Here is a 22,180-nt window from a genome sequence, read left to right as displayed (position 1 = left end):
ATTAGTCCTCCTTTATAATGCGACTCCATAATTGATCAATATACCCTTGTTGCTCAGCAGACAGTGGCTCCTTCCATACAGCTTCGGCAAATTGGTTAAACAATTGCCGCTCATCTAAATGTCTATATACTGGTGCCACATTGTCCATCATGTATTCTTCCATACGGCCTACTAGTTCAATAGTCATACAATGAGGGTATACTTTTCGCAATTTTGCCATTCCATCTAGGATTGGTGCCGTATCTAATAAACGAACCATCATATAATCATCTTTGTGAGCATTGCGTAAACTCTCATTATTTAGCAACTCCTCAAAATACCCGTCTAATACGACTACATCTCGCTTTGCCTCTACAGGTATGGTTTCTACCTGTACATTACCAGAGTGATCCATATCTACAATGGTAAAAGATTTATTATGTGTATGCTCATCAAAAGAGTATTTCAAAGGGGATCCACTATAGCGAATATAGTCAGCCCCCATGCGTTGTGCCCTATGTAAATGACCTAACGCTGTATAGTGAAAGTTTTTAAATACAGCTGGCTTCACGACTTCACTAGCACCAACGGATAAGACTCGTTCCGATCCGCCCAACTCGCCACCACTCACAAAGGCGTGGCTCAAGGCAATTCGTCTCATTCCATCAGGAATTTGACTACTTAAGTAATTACTCCACTGTTGATACATATAATCATAATCATAATGAGCTAACAAAACATCGTTCCCATCTTCTGTAAGAGCTCCTGCAATACGTCGTGGTTCTGCAAAGGGCAACCCACAGATAGCTGCAGGGCCATCATTAAATTCATAAATAAGCGGTGCTTTGCAATGTTCAGGAGTTCCCCAAATAAATACACCCGATTGAGCCATCATAGTACGTCCTAATTCTAATCGTTCTGCACCATCATGATTGCCAGCAATAACGAACAGTGGGATTTTATAATCCATAGCGATACGGGTAATAATGGAATCCCATAACTCAACAGCTTCTACAGGAGGTACAGAGCGATCAAAGATATCGCCAGCCAATAAAAGGCCATCTATGTTAGCCTCTTTAATGATGTTCATCAATTGATGTTCCAGTACATAGGCTTGATCATCTGTTAAATAAGTACCGTAAAAAATCCTGCCTAAATGCCAATCAGCAGTATGTAATAAACGCAAATCTCCACCTCCCATCATTAGTAATCACACATCACCTGTATCTGAACAATATCTATGGATTGCTCACTTATAAAACTATCTTTTTAGAAAATCCCATACTTACGCATTATCTACAATGGATCGAAGCATAGCAATCTCTTTGGCATACCCATCAAGCTCATTAGGTGTTTCTAAGTAAAACGGCAAATGTGTTAACTTTGGATGTGTCACGATGCGTGCAATAGCATCAATGCCAATATGGCCTTCGCCGATTTTTTCATGTCTATCTTTATGAGCACCGCGTGGATTTTTAGAATCATTTAAGTGAATAGCGTGTAATCGGTCCAATCCTACGAGTCGATTAAACTCATCTAATACCCCATCCAAATCGTTGACAATATCGTAATTACCTTCATGGATGTGACAAGTATCTACACAGACTCCAATGTGGTCTTTTAGTTTAACACCATCGATAATGCGAGCAATTTCTTCAAATTTAGACCCCACTTCTGTCCCTTTACCAGCCATGACTTCTAACAATACTTTTGTCTTCATACCAGGGAACAAAATATCATTTAAACAAGCTACAATTTGCACAATACCTTCATCAACGCCTTGTTTCACATGGCTTCCAGGATGAAAGTTATACATCTGGCCCGGTATTAATTCTAAGCGTTCTAAATCTTCTGTCATAGCTTGCTTAGCAAAATTTCTAAGATCTTCTTTGGCAGCACAAGGATTATATGTATAAGGAGCATGCGCTAAAATAGGACCAAAATGATGTTCCTCCATATACGATTGCAACGCTTTAATATCATCTATATCGAGGGCTCGCATACTACCCCCACGAGGGTTGCGTGTGAAATATTGAAATGTATTAGCTCCAATGGAGCTTGCTTCCTTGCCCATATGTAAATAGCCTTTTGCTATCGATAAATGACTGCCTATGATAAACATATAAAATCCTTTCTACACCGCCTGATAGGGAGAAATCCCCTAGTATGTTGCCATACCTAGGGGATTCTATTAGTGACTTTCTTTTTTTGCACATTCTGGGCAAATGCCTTCAAATGTAATTTGTTGTCCTGTTATATGATAATCGCTACCTTGTTCTGCAATTTCAGAAATAGCTTTGGAGTCAACACCCATCAAATCTTCTACTTTATTACAACGAATGCAACGTACGTGAGAATGTGTGTCTGTATCCCAATCATAATGAGCTCGTTCATCGCCTACTTCAAGGACTTTCACGAGACCAATTTTTTCAAAAATTTCCATGGTCTTATATACTGTAGCAAGGCTCATGCTTGGATGAGCGGGGCGCAATGTATGATAAATCATTTCTGCTGTTGGATGGTTGTGAGCACTTCGCAACGCATCATAAATAGCGATACGTTGTGGAGTTACTTTGAATCCTTCGCTTCTTAAAACTCTTGCAATATCCATATCTATTACCTTTCTCCACTTGGACTTACCGAAGGCTATATCTATTTCATGTTATCTTAACAAATAATTATTATTTATTATACTACGTTCTAGTAGATTATACAATATCGAGACTACTACATATAGATAAAATTTCCCTTCACAAAACAAGGCGCATCAATTTGTAGTCACAACAACAATAAAACAGTGGACTTCAAAAGATCCACTGTTTTCTAGCTAGATTATGATTGCTTCTTTATTTAATCTTTAAAATAAGGTTTAAATCCTTCCCCTTCATAACGAGCTTTACGTTCTCCTTTAGAACGGTCATTACGTCGCTCATCACGACGGCCATCTCCTTTGCGATCATCTCGACGACGCTCACTGCGATTACGACGGGAACGGTCTCCATCCCGGCGGCGGTTTCTGTCACCATCACGGCGGCGACGGTCACCACTGCGACCACCGTCTCGGCGACGACGAACGCGCAACGGTTTTTCTTCTGTAATACTAACAGGTGTTGTATCAGGCTCTTTTGTTAATAACTTAAGAGCTGCTGCTAACAACGTTACAGAATCAGTATCATTCAATAATTCTTCCGCACTCATTTTGAATGGTGCAATATCTTCAGGTTTACTTGCCATTTCTAAAATATTTTCAATAGCTAACCGTTGTTGCCCTTCAAGAACTTCACCTAAAGATGGAGCGCGACGTTTTGCAATCTTACGTTTTGTCAAACGTTCAATAGCATGTAAATGCTCGATTTCACGAGGAATTACGAATGTATAAGCTTGACCGGCTTTACCAGCACGACCGGTACGACCTACGCGGTGCGTATAGCTTTCAGGGTCTTGCGGTAAATCGTAGTTATATACGTGAGATACACCAGAAATATCGAGACCGCGCGCAGCTACATCAGTAGCTACGAGAATATCAATCGTTCCTTCTCGGAATTGACGAATTACGCTATCACGTTTTTGTTGTGATAAATCACCATGAATGCCTTCTGCCATATAACCGCGCTTTTTAAGCGCTTCTGTAACTTCATCTACACGGCGTTTGGTACGGGTAAAGATGATAGCTAGCTCTGGCGTTTGCATATCGAACAAGCGGCACAATACATCAAATTTTTGACGATCTTGCACTTCAATATAGTATTGTTCAATCAAATCCATCGTCACTTGTGTCGGTTTCATACGAATAAAAGCGGGATCTGTTAAATACGTTTCTGCTAATTCTTTAATCGCTTTTGGCATCGTAGCAGAGAACAATAATGTTTGATGATCTTCAGGAATGGCACCTAAAATTTTATTAATATCATCAACAAATCCCATATTTAACATTTCATCAGCTTCATCAAGAACGACAACTTTCACGTGGTCAAATGTAATGGAACCACGATCCATATGGTCCATCAAACGGCCTGGTGTAGCTACGATGATTTGTGGATTCTTTTTCAAAGCACGGAATTGACGATTAATATCTTGGCCACCATAAATTGGCAAAGCCGTAATTTTCGTATATTGAGCCATTTTGTTAAGCTCTTCCGCTACTTGAATGGCTAATTCTCGTGTAGGGGATAAAATCACTACTTGAACGTGACGATCGTTACCATCTACGCGTTCCAATACAGGCAAGCCAAATGCTGCTGTCTTACCAGTACCTGTCTGAGCTTGGCCAATCATATCCTTACCGCTCAAGGCTACTGGGATAGCTTCCTGTTGAATTGGCGTTGGCTCTTCAAAGCCCATATCATTTAACGCACGTAGAACAGGTTCGCTAATCATTAATTGTTCAAATTTTTCTAACATCTAATTGTGTTTCCTCCTATTGTGCACCGATTATGCACATTTAAGTAATATACCACACTTCTCTGTGAAAGTTCAATAGGAAAAGACTGCTACCTATAGAGGTAACAGTCTTTTATATTTACCATTTAATTATAATCATTCACTCTACTAGAGATAAGCGAGAATATCATTCCGCCGAATAATAAATAGCTTACTCCACAGGATAGAAACCTGTTGGCTCTTCTTTTAAGTTGATAATGATATTTTTCATTTGTGTGTAATGCTCAAGAATTACTTTATGTGTTTCTCGACCAATACCAGATTGTTTATAACCACCAAACGGAGCCCCTGCTGGGATAGAGTTATATGTATTCACCCATACACGACCAGTTTCAATGCCACGAGCTACGCGAAGTGCACGATTAATATTTTGAGTCCATACACCACCGCCTAAGCCGTAGATGCTATCATTAGCTGCCGCAATAGCTTCTTCTTCGCTATGGAACTTAATCACTACTGCTACAGGCCCAAAAATTTCTTCCTGTGCTACACGCATATCATTTGTTACATTTGTAATCAATGTAGGACGAACGAAGCAACCGTTAGCAAGTTCACCATCTGTAGCGCGAACACCACCAGCAGCAATCGTAGCCCCTTCTTGTTTCGCAATGTCTACATATTCAAGAACTTTATTCACTTGACCTTCGTAAATAACCGCCCCTAATTGCGTATCTTCATTCCAAGGTAAGCCAACTTTTACTTTATCAAATAATTTCGCCAATGCCTCTACGAATTGATCGTAAATTGTATCTTGTACAAAAATACGAGAACCAGCACAGCACACTTGACCTTGGTTAAACAAGATACCTAACATAGCCCCATCAAGAGCTTGTTTCCAATTAGCATCATCAAAGAAAATATTAGCTGATTTACCACCAAGTTCAAGTGTAGCAGGAATCAAACGCTCAGATGCAGCTTTATATACATCTAAACCAACTTCAGTGGAGCCAGTAAAGGCAAGTTTGCTAAATCCTGGATGATCAAGGATATATTGACCAGATTTAGAACCTTTACCTGTGATGATATTTACAACACCAGGAGGTAAAATATCTTTCAACACATCGCCTAATTCTAATAGGCTAAGGGAGGTGTGACTAGATGGTTTAATAACCACTGTACAACCAGCCGCCAAAGCAGGTGCTAATTTCCAAGCAGCCATCAGGAATGGGAAGTTCCAAGGCACGACTTGCCCTACCACACCAATTGGTTCACGCACAACAAGGCTCACAGTATCTTCATCAAATACTTGTGCAGAACCTTCTTCAGAACGCAATACGCCAGCAAAGTAACGGAAGTGATCTGCTGCTAACGGCACATCTACATTCATTGTTTCACGAATTGGCTTACCATTGTCATACGTTTCTACTTTAGCAAAATGCTCTTTTTTAGCATCAATAGCATCAGCAATTTTTAATAACAAATCAGCTCGCTCAATGAGCGATGTTTTCTTCCATGTTTTGAAAGCTTCATTAGCTACTTTTACAGCTCTATCTACATCATCATAAGTGGCTTCCGCACAAACCGCTAATAAATCGCCATTAGCTGGATTATAAGCAGAAAATTCTGCCCCATCAGATGCAGGAACCCACTCATTATTAATTAACAATCCATATCTTTCTTTAAGGTTTAAGCTCATAGCACTACCTCCCGTAAAGGATAACAAATATTAATTTCTTTTATATACTTATCATATACGTTATATTTAATTTTTTTCAATTTAATAATAATTTATCGGTATAGTTATTTTTATGCATTCTCAATAGTTTTTAGTTATGGCAACTCGCTGTATTTATCAAATATTTTAATACTAACCATATGCAATGATAAATTATTTATATATATTAATCATCTAAACCTCGAAAAATTTATTCACATATATTAAATTTTTGTATTTATAAAATAAAAAAGAGGGCACCAAGCCCTCTTTCTCAATTATATTATTAGCTACAACATATTATTTTCAAGAAAACACATCAGTAATATATATACTAATCTATGCTTTTTGTTGTTTCTTTTCCTTCGCTTTTAACGATTTTACAGACAAACCAATTCGATTTCGTTTAACATCAACAGAAATAATTTCCGCTTCAATAATATCCCCCACAGCTACTACATCAGAAGGGTGTTGTTTGGAAGAGCACATTTCACTGCGATGTAACAATCCGTTCGTTTTCAATCCAAAATCTACAAAAGCACCAAAGTCTACTACATTATGAACTGTACCTTTCACTATAGTACCTACTTTGATATCTTCTAAACTCACAACATGTTTACGAGTTAATGGCGCTGGCAAATCTTCCCGAGGGTCACGACCTGGTTTTGCTAGAGCCACCACAATATCTCGTACAGTTGGTACCCCCGCATCAAGCTTAGTAGCCAATTTTTCTATATCTACAAGCGGTAATCTTACCTGTAACGCTTCTAATTGTGACTTATCTTGTAAATCCTCAAGGGTAAACCCTAATTCCCCTACAATACGCTCTGCCAATTCATAAGACTCAGGGTGAACAGACGTATTATCTAATGGATTCTTTGCACCATTGAGACGTAAGAAACCGGCACATTGTGTAAAAGCTGCTGGTCCTAAACGAGGTACTTTCAACAACTGCTTGCGACTCGTAAATTTACCTTCTTCTTGACGGAAAGCAACTATATTTTTTGCTACCGTACTACTGATTCCTGCAATATGTTGCAAAATAGCAGCAGACGCTGTATTTAACTCTACCCCTACATGATTTACAACGGATTCTACCACTTGATCTAATGTATGAGTCAATTGCTTTTGATTTACATCATGCTGGTATTGGCCTACACCGATTGATTTAGGGTCAATTTTTACTGACTCCGCTAATGGGTCTTGCACGCGACGCGCAATGGATACAGCACCTCGAATCGTAACATCTAAATCAGGTAATTCTTCTTTTGCCAATTTAGAGGCGGAGTATACCGAAGCCCCTGCTTCATTAGTAATAATATAATGGCAATCTAGGTTCTCCTCTTCAATCATGGTGGATGCAAACTGTTCCGTCTCATACGAAGCAGTACCATTGCCAATAGATAATAAGCTCACATTGAAAGTTCTAATTTTTTCAGATAAAGCTTTCTGTGCTTCTTTTCTTAATTTCTCACTCTGTGTCAAATAATACGTGCCATAATCAAGTACATTCCCTTGAGCATCGATAATAGCCATTTTACAACCTGTTCGATAGCCTGGATCCAGCCCCATAATAACACGTCCTGCTAAAGGTGGTTGTAACAATAAGTTTTTAAGATTGACCCCAAATACTTTGATGGCTTGTTCATCTGCAAATTCCGTTAATTCATTGCGAATATCTCGTTCTAAAGCAGGGAAAATCAATCGCTTATAAGCATCTGCTACTGCAGCTTCTTTTACATCAGTAAAGATAGACCCATCTTGCTTGTGTAGTCCTCTCACCATATATTGAATGTAGGATTCATCTGGTACGGTAAGAGCCAATTTTAAGGCGCCTAATTTTTCACCACGATTCACCGCTAAAATACGATGGGAAGGCATTTGACGAACCGGTTCAGCATACTCTTTATATTGTAAAAACTGCTGCCCCTCCTCGTCTTCATTAACCAGCTCTGCTTGGATAAAACCTTCTTTCCACATGCGTTTTCGCAAAGTCGCGCGGAAATCAGCACTATCACTTACGATTTCTGCTACAATATCGGAAGCTCCCTGAATAGCGTCCTCTGGCGTTGGCACTTCATCAGACACATAATCTTTCGCTATGTCCAAAGGATTTCCTTGTAATACAGTATCGTTAATGATTATCTCTGCCAACGGCTCCAAACCTCGTTCTCTAGCAACCATAGCACGAGTCCGTTTTTTAGGTCTGTACGGCAAATATAAATCTTCTAATTCTTGTAATTTAGTTGCTTTCTGTAAAGCACTCATCAACTCATCATTCATTTTTTCTTGTTCAGTAATCGAATTGACGATCTCTTCACGGCGCTTTTCTAGATTTCTCAAATATCCGATTCGTTCTTCAATAGTCCGTAATTGTTCATCTAATAATTCGCCTGTTACTTCTTTCCGATAGCGAGCAATAAAGGGAACTGTATTTCCTTCATCTAATAAACCTACAGCAGCTTCCACTTGGCTTGCTTTTACGCCTAATTCTTTACCAATAATGGCAAACATTCTTTCCATTACACTTGTCCTTTTCTATCATATGTTACAAAGCGATGAGGATATGTATTTTTCTCATCCACCACACCATCTACTACATTGGTGACCTCAAAATCATCCTTCTGAAAGGTCGGGAAAGATACGTCTCCATCAAATTCTTGTAGCACTTCTGTAATATACATGCGATCTACATAAGGCAAAAACTCTTTATAAATTTGTGCCCCCCCAATAACAAAAGCCATATCAAGAGATTGTGCAGCCTCATAAGCCTCTTGAGGTGACGAAAAGATGCGAACCCCTTCAGGAGCATTAAAACCTTTGCTTTTGGTTATGACCCAATGTTCCCTGTTAGGTAACAAAAAAGGTAAGCTTTCAAAAGTACGACGACCCATAATAATGACATGACCATTTGTTGTTTTTTTGAAAAATTGCAAATCATTAGGCAAGTGCCAAATCAACGAATTATCTTTGCCAATGACGCCATTTTGAGCAACCGCTACGATTAAAGCTAACATAAATCCTCCTATTATACTGCTACAGTCATAGGTAATTTTCCTAAATGCTCATACCCTTCTAAGGTAATGTCTTCTGGTTTAAAATCATAAAAGTCTTTTACCTCTGGATTGATATGAATAGTAGGCGCCGCTAGGGCTTCTTCACGACGAGCCAATTGTGTCCGCAAAGATTCTACATGATTTTCATAAATATGAGCATTATTGATAACATGTGTAAATTTACCCGCTTTTAATCCTGTTACATGAGCAATCATATGCACTAATGCTGCATATTGGGCTGTGTTAAAAGGAATCCCTAATCCCATATCACCACTGCGTTGTACGAGCATGCAATTGAGGTAACCATCACCTACGTCCCATAATGTTTCATAAGCACATGGTTGCAATGCCATATCCGGCAAATCATCAATATTCCACAACGTCACAATCATACGACGGCTGTCAGGATCTTCTTTAATAGTATTAATAAGATTATCAAGTTGTTTATATTTAGCAATTTGATATCCATAGGCTTTACCAATGGTACCATCTTCACGCATCCATTCATCCCAAACGCGAACATTCATGTCCTGCAATTGACGAACATCGTTAGACTGCATTTGCCAAATCCACAACAATTCTTTAATGGCTGTTTTGAAAGCTACAAATTTTGTTGTCAAAATAGGGAACTCTTGTTGCAAATCAAATTGCATAATTTGTTGCGGTAATTTATAAGTGGCTACGCCTGTCCGGTTTTGACCATAAATACCATGATCCAATATATTTTCTACAATATGTAAATATTGTGTATCTGCTAAGCTCATAGTTATTTCCTTTTATATGTAATAGTTATGTCAAATCAATTAGTATATCTACTGATATCATTATATAGCAATTAATCTTTATAGGTCGAAATGGCACCTAAAAAGGACAGACCATATTTCTTTAATTTGGCTTCACCAACGCCTTTAATATTGCCAAATTCACCTAATGTAGTAGGCCTTATATTGGCTAAATCAATGAGCACCGTATCAGGGAATACAATATAAGGTGGTATACCCGCTTCTATAGCCAACTGTTTTCTATGTTGCCGTAAATGTTCAAATAGTCCGCCTCCCTTAGAACTACGCCCATCACTTCTAGAGGAAGCCCCTTTAGATTTTCTGGACGAAACGACAATATCCTGTCGCACTTCTTCTACTTCTTTATGGCCTGCTAAAACCTCTTCGGCCCCCGCTGTTATGGATAAGACTGGATATTTCCCCATAGAACTGCGTAAATAGCCGGCAGCTAAAAACTGCTGGATTAAGCCTTTTATTTCTGTTTCCCCTACATCGCTTAAATAGCCAAATACAGGCAAAGCATCAAAACCAGCCCTCACAATTCGGTCAGTTCTCTCCCCTCGCACAATAGCGGAAATCATAGATGCACCATACCGTTCTTCTGTGGCAATAATCGCTCTAAATATAGCTTTTGCTTCTTTCGTTACATTCACTACATTACCGCGAGACTGGCAAGAACTGCAATTATCACAATGGTCCCAGAGAGCACTTTCACCGAAGTAAGAGAGCATATATTTTCGCAAGCAAGTACTGGAGAAGCAATAATCAATCATAGCCTGCAATTTTCTCAGTTCTACTAGTTTTCGTTGTTCTCCACTACGAGGATCTCCACCAGATTGATCTACCGTTTGTTCAATCAAATATTTATGAACTTGCACATCTTGGCCGCTGTATAGCAAAATGCATTCTGCTTTGCCTCCATCACGACCAGCTCTACCAGCTTCCTGATAATAGGATTCCATATTCCGCGGCATCTGATAATGCAACACATAGCGCACATTACTTTTATCGATACCCATACCGAAAGCATTGGTAGCTACCATCACTTGTAATTGATCGAAAGCATATTTATTTTGCATATCTTTTCGCATATCGTCAGATAATCCGGCATGGTAATAGCCCGTTTGAATCCCTGCACGCGTCAAATTTTCATAAACTCGTTCCACATCTTTTCTGGTAGAACAATAAATGATGCCATTTTCATGATTATGACGGCGCACATAATCCACCACGTAATCCATACGCTTTGGCGTGCGTATAACAGAAAAGGACAAATTAGGTCTGTCAAATCCCGTTACATACACATTAGCGGCGCCTAGGCCAAGAAGGGACTTAATATCATTTTCTACGGCCTTCGTAGCAGTAGCTGTAAAAGCACCTACAACGGGTCTTTTAGGTAAATCTTGTAACCAATCCCCAATCAATCGATAAGAAGGCCTAAAATCATGCCCCCATTCTGAAATACAGTGAGCTTCGTCAATGATAACTTGTGCAATCGGCAAAGACCTTAGCACATTACAAAAGAAATTTGACCCCAACCGCTCCGGCGCAATATAGAGAATCTTTATGCGTCCACTCCTTACATCGTACATCGTTTTGTTAAATTCTCTTTGTGTCAACGTGCTATTGATGAGAGCTGCCGGTATATTTTGATCTACCAATCCATCCACTTGATCCTTCATCAAGGAAATGAGCGGTGAAAATACGATGGTCAATCCAGGCTTGCAAAGGGCAGGAATTTGGAAACAAATAGATTTACCAGCCCCCGTAGGCATAATGCCGACAACGTCTTCATCTTTCAAAAGGGATGCTATCGGTGCTTCTTGAGCAGGTCTAAAAGATGTATACCCAAAATATGTCTCTAACATATGTAAAGCTCGTTCTTGCATATCTGCCATATTTTTATCACCATTGTTATGAGTCATAAAACCGTAGCACCTCCTTTCAAATACGATAATTATCTATATATTGTATCATAAATTACCCTTCCATGGATAATTTGCCCACCCCTAAATCGCCATAGTATGGTACAATATAGAGTATCTATATTTACTAACTATTCTAAGGAGGTCTTATAAGGGCATGACGCAAGACAACATAATGATAATTATTGCCTTCGCCTTGTATTTAGCACTCATGATGTATATCGGGGTCTATTACTATCGCAAATCAAATAGCATTGGCGACTACATTCTCGGCGGTAGACAACTTGGCCCCTGGATCACTGCACTTAGTGCAGAAGCATCAGACATGAGCGGCTGGATGTTAATGGGTGTACCGGGCCTTGCGTATACAACAGGTATTTCTGGTGTATGGATTGCCGTAGGCCTAACGCTAGGCACTTGGGCCAATTGGCGTTTTGTATCAAGACGACTGCGCAATCATACAGAAGTAGCTAGCGATAGTCTTACATTGCCAGACTATTTAAAAAACCGCTTTCACGACACATCTCATTCTGTAGCTGTCATTTCGGCCTTATTTATTTTAATTTTCTTCCTCATCTACACCTCTTCCGGTTTCGTAGCAGGAGGCAAATTATTTTATACTATTTTCGGTTTAGATTACACCCTATCCTTATTTATTACAGCCGGGATTGTAGTATTCTATACCTTCCTTGGTGGCTTCTTAGCCGTGTCGTGGACCGATTGCATTCAAGGGGCTTTGATGTTCTTTGCCATCCTTGCTGTACCCGTAACGGCTTCTATGTACTTAGGTGGCCCGATTGAGACAATACAGCTTATCAATCAAGAATTCCCTCAAGGATTACAACTCTTTGGTAATGAAAGCGACCTCTTCACCCTTGTGATCGGTATTATTTCCGCTCTTGGTTGGGGTCTTGGTTACTTCGGACAGCCTCATATTCTCGTCAGATTTATGGCTATTTCCGATGCTAAGGATTTAAAAAAATCCACCAATATCGCTATGGTATGGGTAATTATATCTTTATTAGCAGCTATTTTCGTTGGTCTCATCGGCCATGTCTATTTATTACCAGAAAAACTCGTTGGCCCCGATGCCGAAACAGTTTTCTTAGTCTTAACAGAACGCTTGTTTACACCATTCATTGCTGGCCTCATTTGGTCTGCTGTATTAGCCGCTATTATGAGTACCGCATCAGCACAATTATTGGTGACCGCATCAGCTATTGCAAACGACTTCTATGCGAACTTAATTCACAAAGCAGCATCTGATAAAGAACTAGTCTTTGTCAGTCGTATTACTGTATTAATTGTAGCATTAATATCCATTTACTTAGCTCTCGATCCAGATAGCCTAATTTTAACTATGGTTGCCTATGCGTGGGCAGGTTTCGGTGCCGCTTTCGGTCCAGCTATTCTCTTCTCCTTATTCTGGAAGCGAATGACTCGCCAAGGCTGTATTGCTGGTATCGTTATCGGGGGATTAACCGTTCTAATTTGGAAACAATTTGAATTCTTCGGACTCTATGAAATCATTCCTGGTTTCATCTTCTCATCTATAGCAATTTATATTGTAAGTCTCTTAACACCAGTACCGCCAAGACCGGTTTTAAAAGATTACAAGGAAGCAGAAAAATTACACATATTATAAAAAACACCGAATGGATCTCCTGACAAGATTCATTCGGTGTTTTTTATTTCTTTCGCCCTTAAGGCATTATTTCTAATGCTAACATTATAGGATAGTAGAAAACAGATAGTAGAGATTAGAGTTATACGACAAAATCCACGGCAGCCTATAACATATTGTCACTAGTTAGGAATAATATCTTAGGATTCTTTTGTATACTTCTTCAACCCATCTCGAATGGCTTCGCGCACATAGAAAACCATAGACCCAGGAGCTAGAACTTCAACCGTTTCGACATGCTGTAACGCCCATTGTTTAAACGCTTCTCGATTAACGACAGCTTGGCATTCTACCACATCATCTTCAATCATGATGAAATCTACATTGCCATTAAACCATTCTAAAATCTCTCCTACTATGCTCCGATTAGCCATAAATCGGACAGTACTACTATCACCACTTAAAGGATGAATATGATTGCGCATATACTTTTGCACATCAAATCGGACTTCATGTTCATAGCCTTTGATTTCCCGCAACAATTTACGATAATAAATGCGCATTCGCACATCACCTAATCGATTAACCCGAAGGGCTACCATTTCATCGCCCTCATCATAACAACCAATGACATAATATTTGCCTCTATGCATTATTAAGTCAAAAGGATGGAATATATAGGTCTGATCTTTACCAGAAAAAGTTACATCTGGGTGTAAATCTTTATCTACATCTGGTTTATAGTATTTAAAGGAAATCTGTTTATCCTTTGCAATAGCTGTTTCTATACAATCAACATGTTTTAGAAGAACATCATTCATAGATTGAAAAGACGTAGACCCGTCCATATTATTCCCAATAGGATTGTAACAAGGTCCTCCTAAGCTTATCACTTTAGAAATAAGCGTTTCTCGCTCTTTTTCATCAATATTACTTGAACCTAGTAAGCCACTGATAATCCGGTCCAAATCACCATGGGCAAAAAGACGTTTCATATAAAAATTCGAAAATCGTTTTCGCACGCCATCGCGCACAATCGAATCTTGACGGACTATATTAAACTGTTCTTTTTGACATAAATCGTTCACTAATTGGGATAATAATTTTTTACTAATCTTCATCCCATACTCTCCTACCAGTCGTTCTTGCAGTTCATCTTGTGTTAACGGATGATTTTCATCTGTGTCATGTCTTAAAATTTCTAAAAGATACACCAAGGCGTGCTTATTGGAGGCCATATAGTTAGCTCCTTTTCTTATAATATAGAGATTTCAAAATATACGTACTGCACTCTCCTTACCGGTCTGTCTGTCCATATTTGATTGTATATATATTAGCTCCTTTAACAATAGTCTTCTCGTCTATTATTGGTTTACTTCACGACGACGAACACAATCCCCCAATAACAACTACTACACAAACTCTTTTCCTCCCCATCGTAATATTCCCATCAATTCTACACATATGGGTAAGCACCTGTTCTCTGCCGCACAAGCTACACAACCTCTGCATTCTGCTATCTGTTAATGAGCAACATATCCTTGCATACTACTTCATTTTATTTTCTAAGAACCCTAATGTTTCCATCCGCTTTGTAAGCTCTGTATAAAAAGCTTCTGCCATAGCACCTTTATTTTTAGCTCCACTTTCACTAGTTTGAGCAAAAATAATATCTTTAATAGACTTAATAATAGTCGACTTAGCTTTTGGTTTATTTAAAATTTCCATAAACACTAAATCTTCTTCAGAAATATCATCAATGGCTTCATTATACGGAGTAGCTCCATATATATACTCAGTTCCACCGTTAGCAATGGCTTTTACAAAATCGGTAAATCGCTTCGGTACGAAGGATTGGCCTTCCATATAATATGGTTTCACTGGTGGTGTTTTATAAAAGCGCAATCCACCGCGTATAATATGTTCTGCTATAGCTATATATAGCTCATTAACAGCTACTTCTAGGTCAGCATCATCACCGTGAGCTGCTTCATGGGCAGCTTTCAAAATAGCAAGGGCTTCAATCATATTAAACTGGCCCCCGTCTTTTATAATCGCTTGGAACGTATCGCGTAGGAATTCATTACTAAACATAGATAATGCTTCTTCGTCAAACATCATTTGATAAGTAAAGTTATTCATAATCGTACGCATATCCACTGTATTAGCAAGCTCTGGATTAGCTATATTACGATGGATGCGATTTGCCTGATTCGCTTTACAAATAATGGATTTTCTAAAAGACGTATCCAATATAAAGTCTAAATATTGTTCCTGCCCTATTTGATCATTAGGGGCTAGCTTTTCTAATTGATCCGCTATGTCTGTATCAAAACTGCGCACCATAGATAACGTCAAATCTACGTCGCATAGATATGACAAATTATGAGCTGCTAAATGATCGACAAATTGATAAAAATAAATAGGATCATTCGTTGGCTCTAAATGGTCATGACCTACATAGTAATCTTCTTTTTGCATAACCGACCGCAAAGCACCGAGAAATTTACTATTCCGTTCTTTTAAGTTATCATATTTCAAAATTTGACTGCCTACAATGCTACCCACAGTCTTGCCTTTTAAGACTTTTTCTTTGTGATTTAAGTCTTGGCTATCCCGATTAGCAAATAACATCAAGGTCCGCACTTCATCCATCGTATGCCATCCAGGGTAAGTATTATAAGATATATAGGCAAGTCCATTATCTACCAAATAGTCCTCTATTACTGTCATTAATGCATCTTTCACAGAATCATCGACCCAGGAATATACACCGTGAGCGATGATATAGTCGAAAGTCCCTAAATTCTTAGGTATAGAAGCAAGGTCTGCTTGTATTAATTCAATATTAGTCAGCCCTGCTGTAGCAATAATTTCATTACCTTTCCTTACTTGATCTTGAGATAACTCAACACCTACAAAATGAGCTTCTGGATTATACAAAGCTTGGGAAATAATATTGCCACCGTAGGTAGCACCCAATTCTAAAACTTTCGCCGTTTTACTACTCGGTGGTTCTAATCCTACCAATATACCATAGGCTTCTAGCGCCGCTGGCGTAGTGAAGGGAAAAGGCATTGATTTATATCCCAACTCACTATATATAGTTTGCTGTGCATCTTGTTCATTCATATTCATCTAAATATTCCTTAATATGCTATATTAAATATTCCAATATCATTATACCAAAATTCACAAATTTATAAATATATTTTGTATTATTATTCTTATTTACTATTTATGCAAACAAATAAGCATTTAATATGCATAATAGTCATAACTAACATTACCAAAAAGATTAACGTTAATACCTATAAAACAAACCACTCTAATAGTAAGCTACTATATCTATATATAGGCGTTCTAACACCTATAGGTATTCTATAGGTATACAAAAGAGGCACCCTCCAAAGAGAGTGCCTTCTATCGTTTAGAAGTAATTATTATTTAACTTCTTCGAAACCTTTTTGTAAGCGTACATAGCTTAAGCGACGTTCTTTAGCGTCTTGTTCAGTTTTAGCAAACAATTCTTCTGCCACGTCTGGAGCAGCTTTAGCCAAGGAAGCATAACGTACTTCACCTTTAAGGAATTCTTGGAAGCTTTCAGTTGGCTCTTTAGAATCCAAGGAGAATGGATTTTTACCTTCTTCTTTGAGTTGAGGGTTATATCTGTAAAGATCCCAGTAACCAGCTGCAACTGCTTTACGTTGTTCTTCTTGAGCTTTACCCATACCAGCTTTAATACCGTGGTTGATACATGGGCTATAAGCGATAATCAAGGAAGGACCTGGATATGCTTCAGCTTCTGTAATAGCTTTCATCAATTGGTTTTTATCTGCACCCATAGCTACTTGTGCTACGTATACATAACCGTAAGACATAGCCATCATACCAAGGTCTTTTTTCTTAGTACGTTTACCAGAAGCAGCGAATTGAGCAACTGCTGCTACGTTAGTAGATTTAGATGCTTGTCCACCAGTATTAGAGTATACTTCAGTATCAAATACGAAGATATTGATGTCTTCGCCAGAAGCTAATACGTGGTCAACACCGCCGAAACCGATATCGTATGCCCAACCGTCACCACCGAAGATCCAGTGAGAACGTTTTACTAAGAATTGTTCTTTTTCAAGAATTTCTTGTAACTCTGGAGTTGTTGCACCTTCAGCTTTAATTGCTGCTACTAAACGTTCGGAACGTTGACGAGTAGCTGCACCAAGGTTAGCAAATTCCATCCAGTGCTCCAAAGCTTCTTTCAATTCGCCAGTAGCAGTTTCAGCAGCTTTAGCAGCTAATTCTACTAATTGCTCGCGAATTTTTTTAACGCCAATGAACATACCATAACCATATTCAGCATTATCTTCGAACAAAGAGTTCGCCCAAGAAGGACCTTGACCTTGTTGGTTAGTTGTATATGGAGATGCTGGCATGGAAGCGCCCCAGATAGAGGAACAGCCAGTAGCATTGGCAATCATCATACGGTCGCCGAATAATTGAGTTAACAATTTAGCGTAAGGAGTTTCACCGCAACCTGCGCAAGCGCCAGAGAATTCGAACAATGGTTGTTCAAATTGGGAACCTTTAACAGTATCTTTTTTCATTGGATTTTCTTTTACTGGAAGATTTACTGCATAGTTCCAAGCTTCTGCTTGCTCGATTTCAGTATCGATGGAAGTCATTACGATAGCTTTACCTTTAGGAGCTGGACAAATATCAACACAGTTACCGCAACCTAAGCAATCAAGTGGAGATACACCGATGCGGAATTGAAGATCTTGAGCACCTAATGCAGGAATTGTTTCGAAATGTTCTGGAGCCGCTGCTACTTCATCTGCTGTCGCCAAGAATGGTCGAATTGTAGCATGAGGACAAACGAAAGAACATTGGTTACATTGGATACAATTTTCTGGAAGCCATTTTGGAACGAACAATGCAGGACCGCGTTTTTCGTATTTTGCAGTACCAGCAGGCAATGTACCATCTTCATAGCCAGCAAATGCGGATACAGGAAGAGCGTAACCAGCTTGTGCATTGATTGGTTGTGCAATATTTTCTACGAAAGATGGGCAAGATTCGCAACCAGGTTTTACTGTTGCATGACCGTCATCTACTGCATTTTTCCAATCTGCAGGAACGTCAACTTTTACAAGCGCATCAACGCCAGCATCGATAGCAGCATTGTTCATGTCAACAATATTTTGACCTTTTTTACCGTAAGAAGTCACTACGGATTCTTTTAAATATTTAATAGCTTCATCAACAGGGATGATTTCAGTCAATTTGAAGAATGCCGCTTGCGTTACCATGTTGATACGACCGCCAAGACCGATTTCAGAAGCGATTTTCGCAGCATTGATGATGTAGAAATTCAATTCTTTTTCTGCGATTTGACGACGTAATTTAGCTGGTAAATGTTCGTTCAATTCTTCAGGAGACCAAGTACAGTTCAATAAGAATGTACCGCCTTTTTTGATACCGCGGATCAAGTCATACTCATGTACATAGGATTGACGATGACATGCTACGAATTGAGGTTCAGTAATCAAGTAAGGTAAGTTAATAGGGTTTTTACCAAAACGAAGGTGAGACATAGTTACGCCACCAGATTTTTTGGAGTCGTAATCGAAGTATGCTTGTGCATACATATCAGTGTGGTCACCGATGATTTTGATAGCGGATTTATTAGCACCTACAGTACCATCAGAACCGAAGCCCCAGAATTTACATTCAGTCAAACCAGGAGTTTCAACTTCTACGCCTTCAGCACGGTCCAAGGACAAGAATGTTACATCGTCATTGATACCTAATGTGAAGAATTTTTTACCGTTTTCTGCATTTAAGTTATCAAATACAGCTACGATATCTGCAGGGATAACGTCTTTAGAGCTTAAGCCGTAACGACCAGCGATTACTTTTACATTGCGGCCACCGTCGATAACTGCAGCTTGTACGTCTAAGAACAATGGCTCAGCTAAAGCACCTGGCTCTTTAGTGCGGTCAAGAACAGCAATGCGTTCTACAGTTGTAGGAAGAGCTTTCAACAAACGATCTGTTGCGAATGGACGGAACAAATGAACGTTGATGAAACCAACTTTACGGCCCAATTTGTTTAAGTAATCTACAGTAGATTTAACTACTTGTGCAGAGGAGCCCATAGTTACGATTACGTCAGTTGCATCAGGAGCACCATGGTAGTTGAACAATTGGTAATCAGTACCAGCTAATTTATTAACTTCGTTCATGTAATGTTCTACAACGTCTGGAACGTTAAGGTAGAATTTGTTAGATGCTTCACGATGTTGGAAGTAAACGTCAGGGTTTTCTGCAGTACCACGAGTTACAGGCGCATCAGGATTCAACGCATTTTTGCGGAATGCTTTTACAGCGTCCATATCTACTAATGGTTTTAAATCTTCATAGTCCCAAATCTCGATTTTTTGGATTTCGTGAGATGTACGGAAACCGTCGAAGAAGTTAATGAAAGGAACACGAGTTTTGATAGCTGTTAAATGCGCTACTGCAGACAAATCCATTACTTCTTGTACAGAAGATTCAGCTAACATAGCGCAACCAGCTGCACGAGCAGCCATAACATCTTGGTGGTCACCAAAGATAGCCAATGCATGCGCTGCAAGAGCACGAGCTGCTACTTGGAATACACCAGGAAGTAATTCGCCGGCTACTTTATACAAGTTAGGAAGCATCAATAACAAACCTTGAGAGGATGTGAAAGTTGTTGTTAATGCACCAGCTTGTAAGGAACCGTGGAACGCTGCAGCCGCACCTGCTTCAGATTGCATTTCTACGACTTTAACGGTGTTGCCGAAAATGTTTTTACGACCAGATGCAGACCATTCATCAACATGTTCTGGCATTGGAGAAGATGGCGTGATTGGGTAAATCGCAGCAACTTCTGTAAAACCATAAGAAACGTGAGCAGCCGCTTGGTTGCCGTCCATAGTTTTAAATTTACGACTCATGTAATATTGCCTCCTTAAAGCACAAAGCAAAATATAGAACACTTGCTTAATCTATCATTATGTTTAGGAATAATAACCATTACAAACTTGCGTACATGAAAAAATAATGCAATAATATATATGTTATATAATATAGCATTATGTGCGTGAACATATTCGTATGGGTACAATCATATTCCTATATCATAATTTGATACAGCCTTGTACACCTATTATAACGTGCTCGGCCCTATCAAAGCAATATATACAGTGACCGACGCTTTGCCAATATTGCTATTGATGATTTACATATTGTCATAGCTAATGCATTTTAGTAATAAGAATTCTCATTTAATCGTGTCACTTCCTATAACTCTTTTTTTATTCTTAGGGGGTTACCTATGGATTTTCATCATTTAAAATACTTCGTCGAAGTTGCTGACCAAAAGAGCTTTAGTAAAGCTGCGAGAAATTTGCATATTTCTCAATCTGCTATCAGTCGTACAATCAAAGCTTTAGAAGATGAATTGGGCGTAGTGCTTTTCATGCGTAACGCTAAATCTGTAGAACTAACTGATGGCGGTACAATCTTTTTAACTCATGCGAAACGCGTCGTATTTATGTTTGAGCATTTGAAAACGGACTTTGAAAACGAATTCCGTTTGGAACAAGGCTCCATCAGAATTGGCATTCCTCCTATTACGGATGCGCCAATTTTTGCTCAATTATTAGGGGAGTTTAAAAAGGTTTATCCTCAAATCGAACTAGAACTATACGAGCAAGGTTCTAAAAAAGTGGAAATCAGCGTACAAGAAGGTTTAATTGATATCGGTATTATTTGTACAAAACCAAGTCCAAAAGAATTCGAATCCTTCTACCTCACATCAGATCCACTATCTGTTATCATCCCAAAAGCTAATCCATTATCGAAGGAAAAAGAAATTCGTTTAGAAATGCTCTCCGAAGAATCCTTCGTATTGCATAAAGACGATTTCAACTTACACGATGAAATCATTAAGGCATGTAAACATGCTGGGTTCCAACCGCACATCGTATTCGAGACGAGTCAACGTGACCTTATGCTACAAACAGTCAGCGCAGACTTGGCTATCGCCCTCCTTCCATCTCGACTCTGTCCAGAGGTAGGTGAAAATACAGAAGTGTCTACTAAAGTCGTAGTGCGACCTTTAGTACCTGAAATTATTCACACCCTCTTTGTAATTTGGAAAAAAGGCCATTATTTATCCCACGCTTCTCGCTTGTGGTTAGATTTTGTAAATTCCAAATTGCCATTGCCTGGTCTCCAATTGGAGGAACGCCAATAATGAATAAACTGCAAGGGCTCGCAACTAAATTGCGAGCCCTTTTTAAATCAAATAATGCGCCTCTCTGGCTTGTTATTATCATCCTTACTATCGCTATCATTAGCCAACAAGTTCAATTGTCTGAATTAGAAAGTCGTATCGACGCCGACCACGACGGAAGTACAGTTGAAAGTGTAGCTGGTCGACTTTATATTTTAGAAGGAATGTCCAATAAACATGCTTTCGATTTAGATGATATAAGGAAAGCTATTCGACAATTACAAAACGATGGCGCCCATTACGATTGGCAAATTAAACAGCTACAATGGCTTCATCCTGAATTGCCTGTAACACCAACAAACAACGAGACTACGCCTTTAACGTCAAAGGACTTAACAATAGATATGAACCCTGGAAAAGTACCAGATGTTCACAACACTAATTAAAGGAGGCCCTT

General features: G+C 39.0%; 15 protein-coding genes. 3 read left to right on the top strand and 12 right to left on the bottom strand.

Translation table 11 applies throughout. The features are described from left to right. Window position 1 precedes the first annotated feature (1 nt). From NFR29_RS02555 to recQ, 9 genes are all read right to left on the bottom strand, one after another. The gene (locus NFR29_RS02555) at window positions 2-1,165 is read right to left on the bottom strand and encodes an exonuclease SbcCD subunit D (RefSeq protein WP_251422779.1); all 1,164 of its coding nucleotides are present in this window, start codon (window positions 1,163-1,165) and stop codon (window positions 2-4) included. Between the two features lie 99 nt (window positions 1,166-1,264). Then, window positions 1,265-2,101: a deoxyribonuclease IV gene (locus tag NFR29_RS02550; protein ID WP_251422776.1), complete on the bottom strand. Its 837-nt coding sequence runs from the start codon at window positions 2,099-2,101 to the stop codon at window positions 1,265-1,267. A gap of 69 nt (window positions 2,102-2,170) precedes the next feature. Further along, window positions 2,171-2,590, bottom strand: coding sequence for a Fur family transcriptional regulator (locus NFR29_RS02545; protein WP_251422773.1), 420 nt, complete (start codon window positions 2,588-2,590; stop codon window positions 2,171-2,173). 239 nt (window positions 2,591-2,829) lie between these two features. Then, complete coding sequence (cshA, locus tag NFR29_RS02540) at window positions 2,830-4,380, bottom strand: degradosome RNA helicase CshA (protein ID WP_251422770.1); 1,551 nt, start codon at window positions 4,378-4,380, stop codon at window positions 2,830-2,832. Between the two features lie 190 nt (window positions 4,381-4,570). Further along, a complete protein-coding gene (locus tag NFR29_RS02535; protein WP_251422767.1) occupies window positions 4,571-6,055 on the bottom strand; it encodes an aldehyde dehydrogenase family protein in 1,485 nt (494 codons plus the stop codon). A 357-nt stretch (window positions 6,056-6,412) separates the two neighbouring features. Then, window positions 6,413-8,596 (bottom strand): Tex family protein, encoded by a 2,184-nt coding sequence (locus NFR29_RS02530; RefSeq protein ID WP_251422764.1) that lies wholly within the window; start codon window positions 8,594-8,596, stop codon window positions 6,413-6,415. Next, window positions 8,596-9,090 carry a dihydrofolate reductase gene (locus NFR29_RS02525; RefSeq protein WP_251422761.1) on the bottom strand — a complete coding sequence of 165 codons (495 nt, stop codon included), beginning with the start codon at window positions 9,088-9,090 and terminating at the stop codon, window positions 8,596-8,598. The genes NFR29_RS02530 and NFR29_RS02525 overlap by 1 nt, the downstream gene beginning before the upstream one ends. 11 nt (window positions 9,091-9,101) lie before the next feature. Further along, on the bottom strand, window positions 9,102-9,893 hold the full coding sequence (locus NFR29_RS02520; RefSeq protein WP_251422758.1) for a thymidylate synthase: 792 nt from the start codon (window positions 9,891-9,893) through the stop codon (window positions 9,102-9,104). 71 nt (window positions 9,894-9,964) lie between these two features. Further along, complete coding sequence (gene recQ / locus NFR29_RS02515; RefSeq protein ID WP_251422755.1) at window positions 9,965-11,836, bottom strand: DNA helicase RecQ; 1,872 nt, start codon at window positions 11,834-11,836, stop codon at window positions 9,965-9,967. A 157-nt stretch (window positions 11,837-11,993) separates the two neighbouring features. On the opposite strand from recQ, the gene putP reads away from it, so the two are divergent. Continuing rightward, window positions 11,994-13,481 (top strand): sodium/proline symporter PutP, encoded by a 1,488-nt coding sequence (putP, locus tag NFR29_RS02510; protein ID WP_251422752.1) that lies wholly within the window; start codon window positions 11,994-11,996, stop codon window positions 13,479-13,481. Window positions 13,482-13,660: 179 nt separating this feature from the next. Here putP and NFR29_RS02505 read toward each other — a convergent pair whose 3' ends face one another. The 3 genes from NFR29_RS02505 to nifJ form a co-directional block, all read right to left on the bottom strand. Then, a complete protein-coding gene (locus NFR29_RS02505) occupies window positions 13,661-14,698 on the bottom strand; it encodes a helix-turn-helix transcriptional regulator (protein WP_251422749.1) in 1,038 nt (345 codons plus the stop codon). 310 nt (window positions 14,699-15,008) lie between these two features. Beyond that, window positions 15,009-16,598 (bottom strand): methyltransferase regulatory domain-containing protein, encoded by a 1,590-nt coding sequence (locus tag NFR29_RS02500; protein ID WP_251422746.1) that lies wholly within the window; start codon window positions 16,596-16,598, stop codon window positions 15,009-15,011. Window positions 16,599-16,903: 305 nt separating this feature from the next. After that, window positions 16,904-20,440 carry a pyruvate:ferredoxin (flavodoxin) oxidoreductase gene (nifJ, locus tag NFR29_RS02495; RefSeq protein WP_251422744.1) on the bottom strand — a complete coding sequence of 1,179 codons (3,537 nt, stop codon included), beginning with the start codon at window positions 20,438-20,440 and terminating at the stop codon, window positions 16,904-16,906. A 380-nt stretch (window positions 20,441-20,820) separates the two neighbouring features. Between nifJ and NFR29_RS02490 the strand changes: the two genes are divergently transcribed. Both NFR29_RS02490 and NFR29_RS02485 read left to right on the top strand, forming a co-directional pair. Further along, on the top strand, window positions 20,821-21,744 hold the full coding sequence (locus tag NFR29_RS02490) for a LysR family transcriptional regulator (protein WP_251422741.1): 924 nt from the start codon (window positions 20,821-20,823) through the stop codon (window positions 21,742-21,744). Further along, entirely contained in the window at window positions 21,744-22,169 is a 426-nt protein-coding gene (locus NFR29_RS02485; RefSeq protein ID WP_251422738.1) for a hypothetical protein, read from the top strand. Before NFR29_RS02490 ends, NFR29_RS02485 begins: the two co-directional genes overlap by 1 nt. Window positions 22,170-22,180: the final 11 nt, after the last annotated feature.

The sequence above is a fragment of the Veillonella agrestimuris genome (assembly GCF_943193065.1).
Lineage (GTDB): Bacteria > Bacillota > Negativicutes > Veillonellales > Veillonellaceae > Veillonella > Veillonella agrestimuris.
This window is presented reverse-complemented; position numbering and strand designations above follow the sequence as displayed.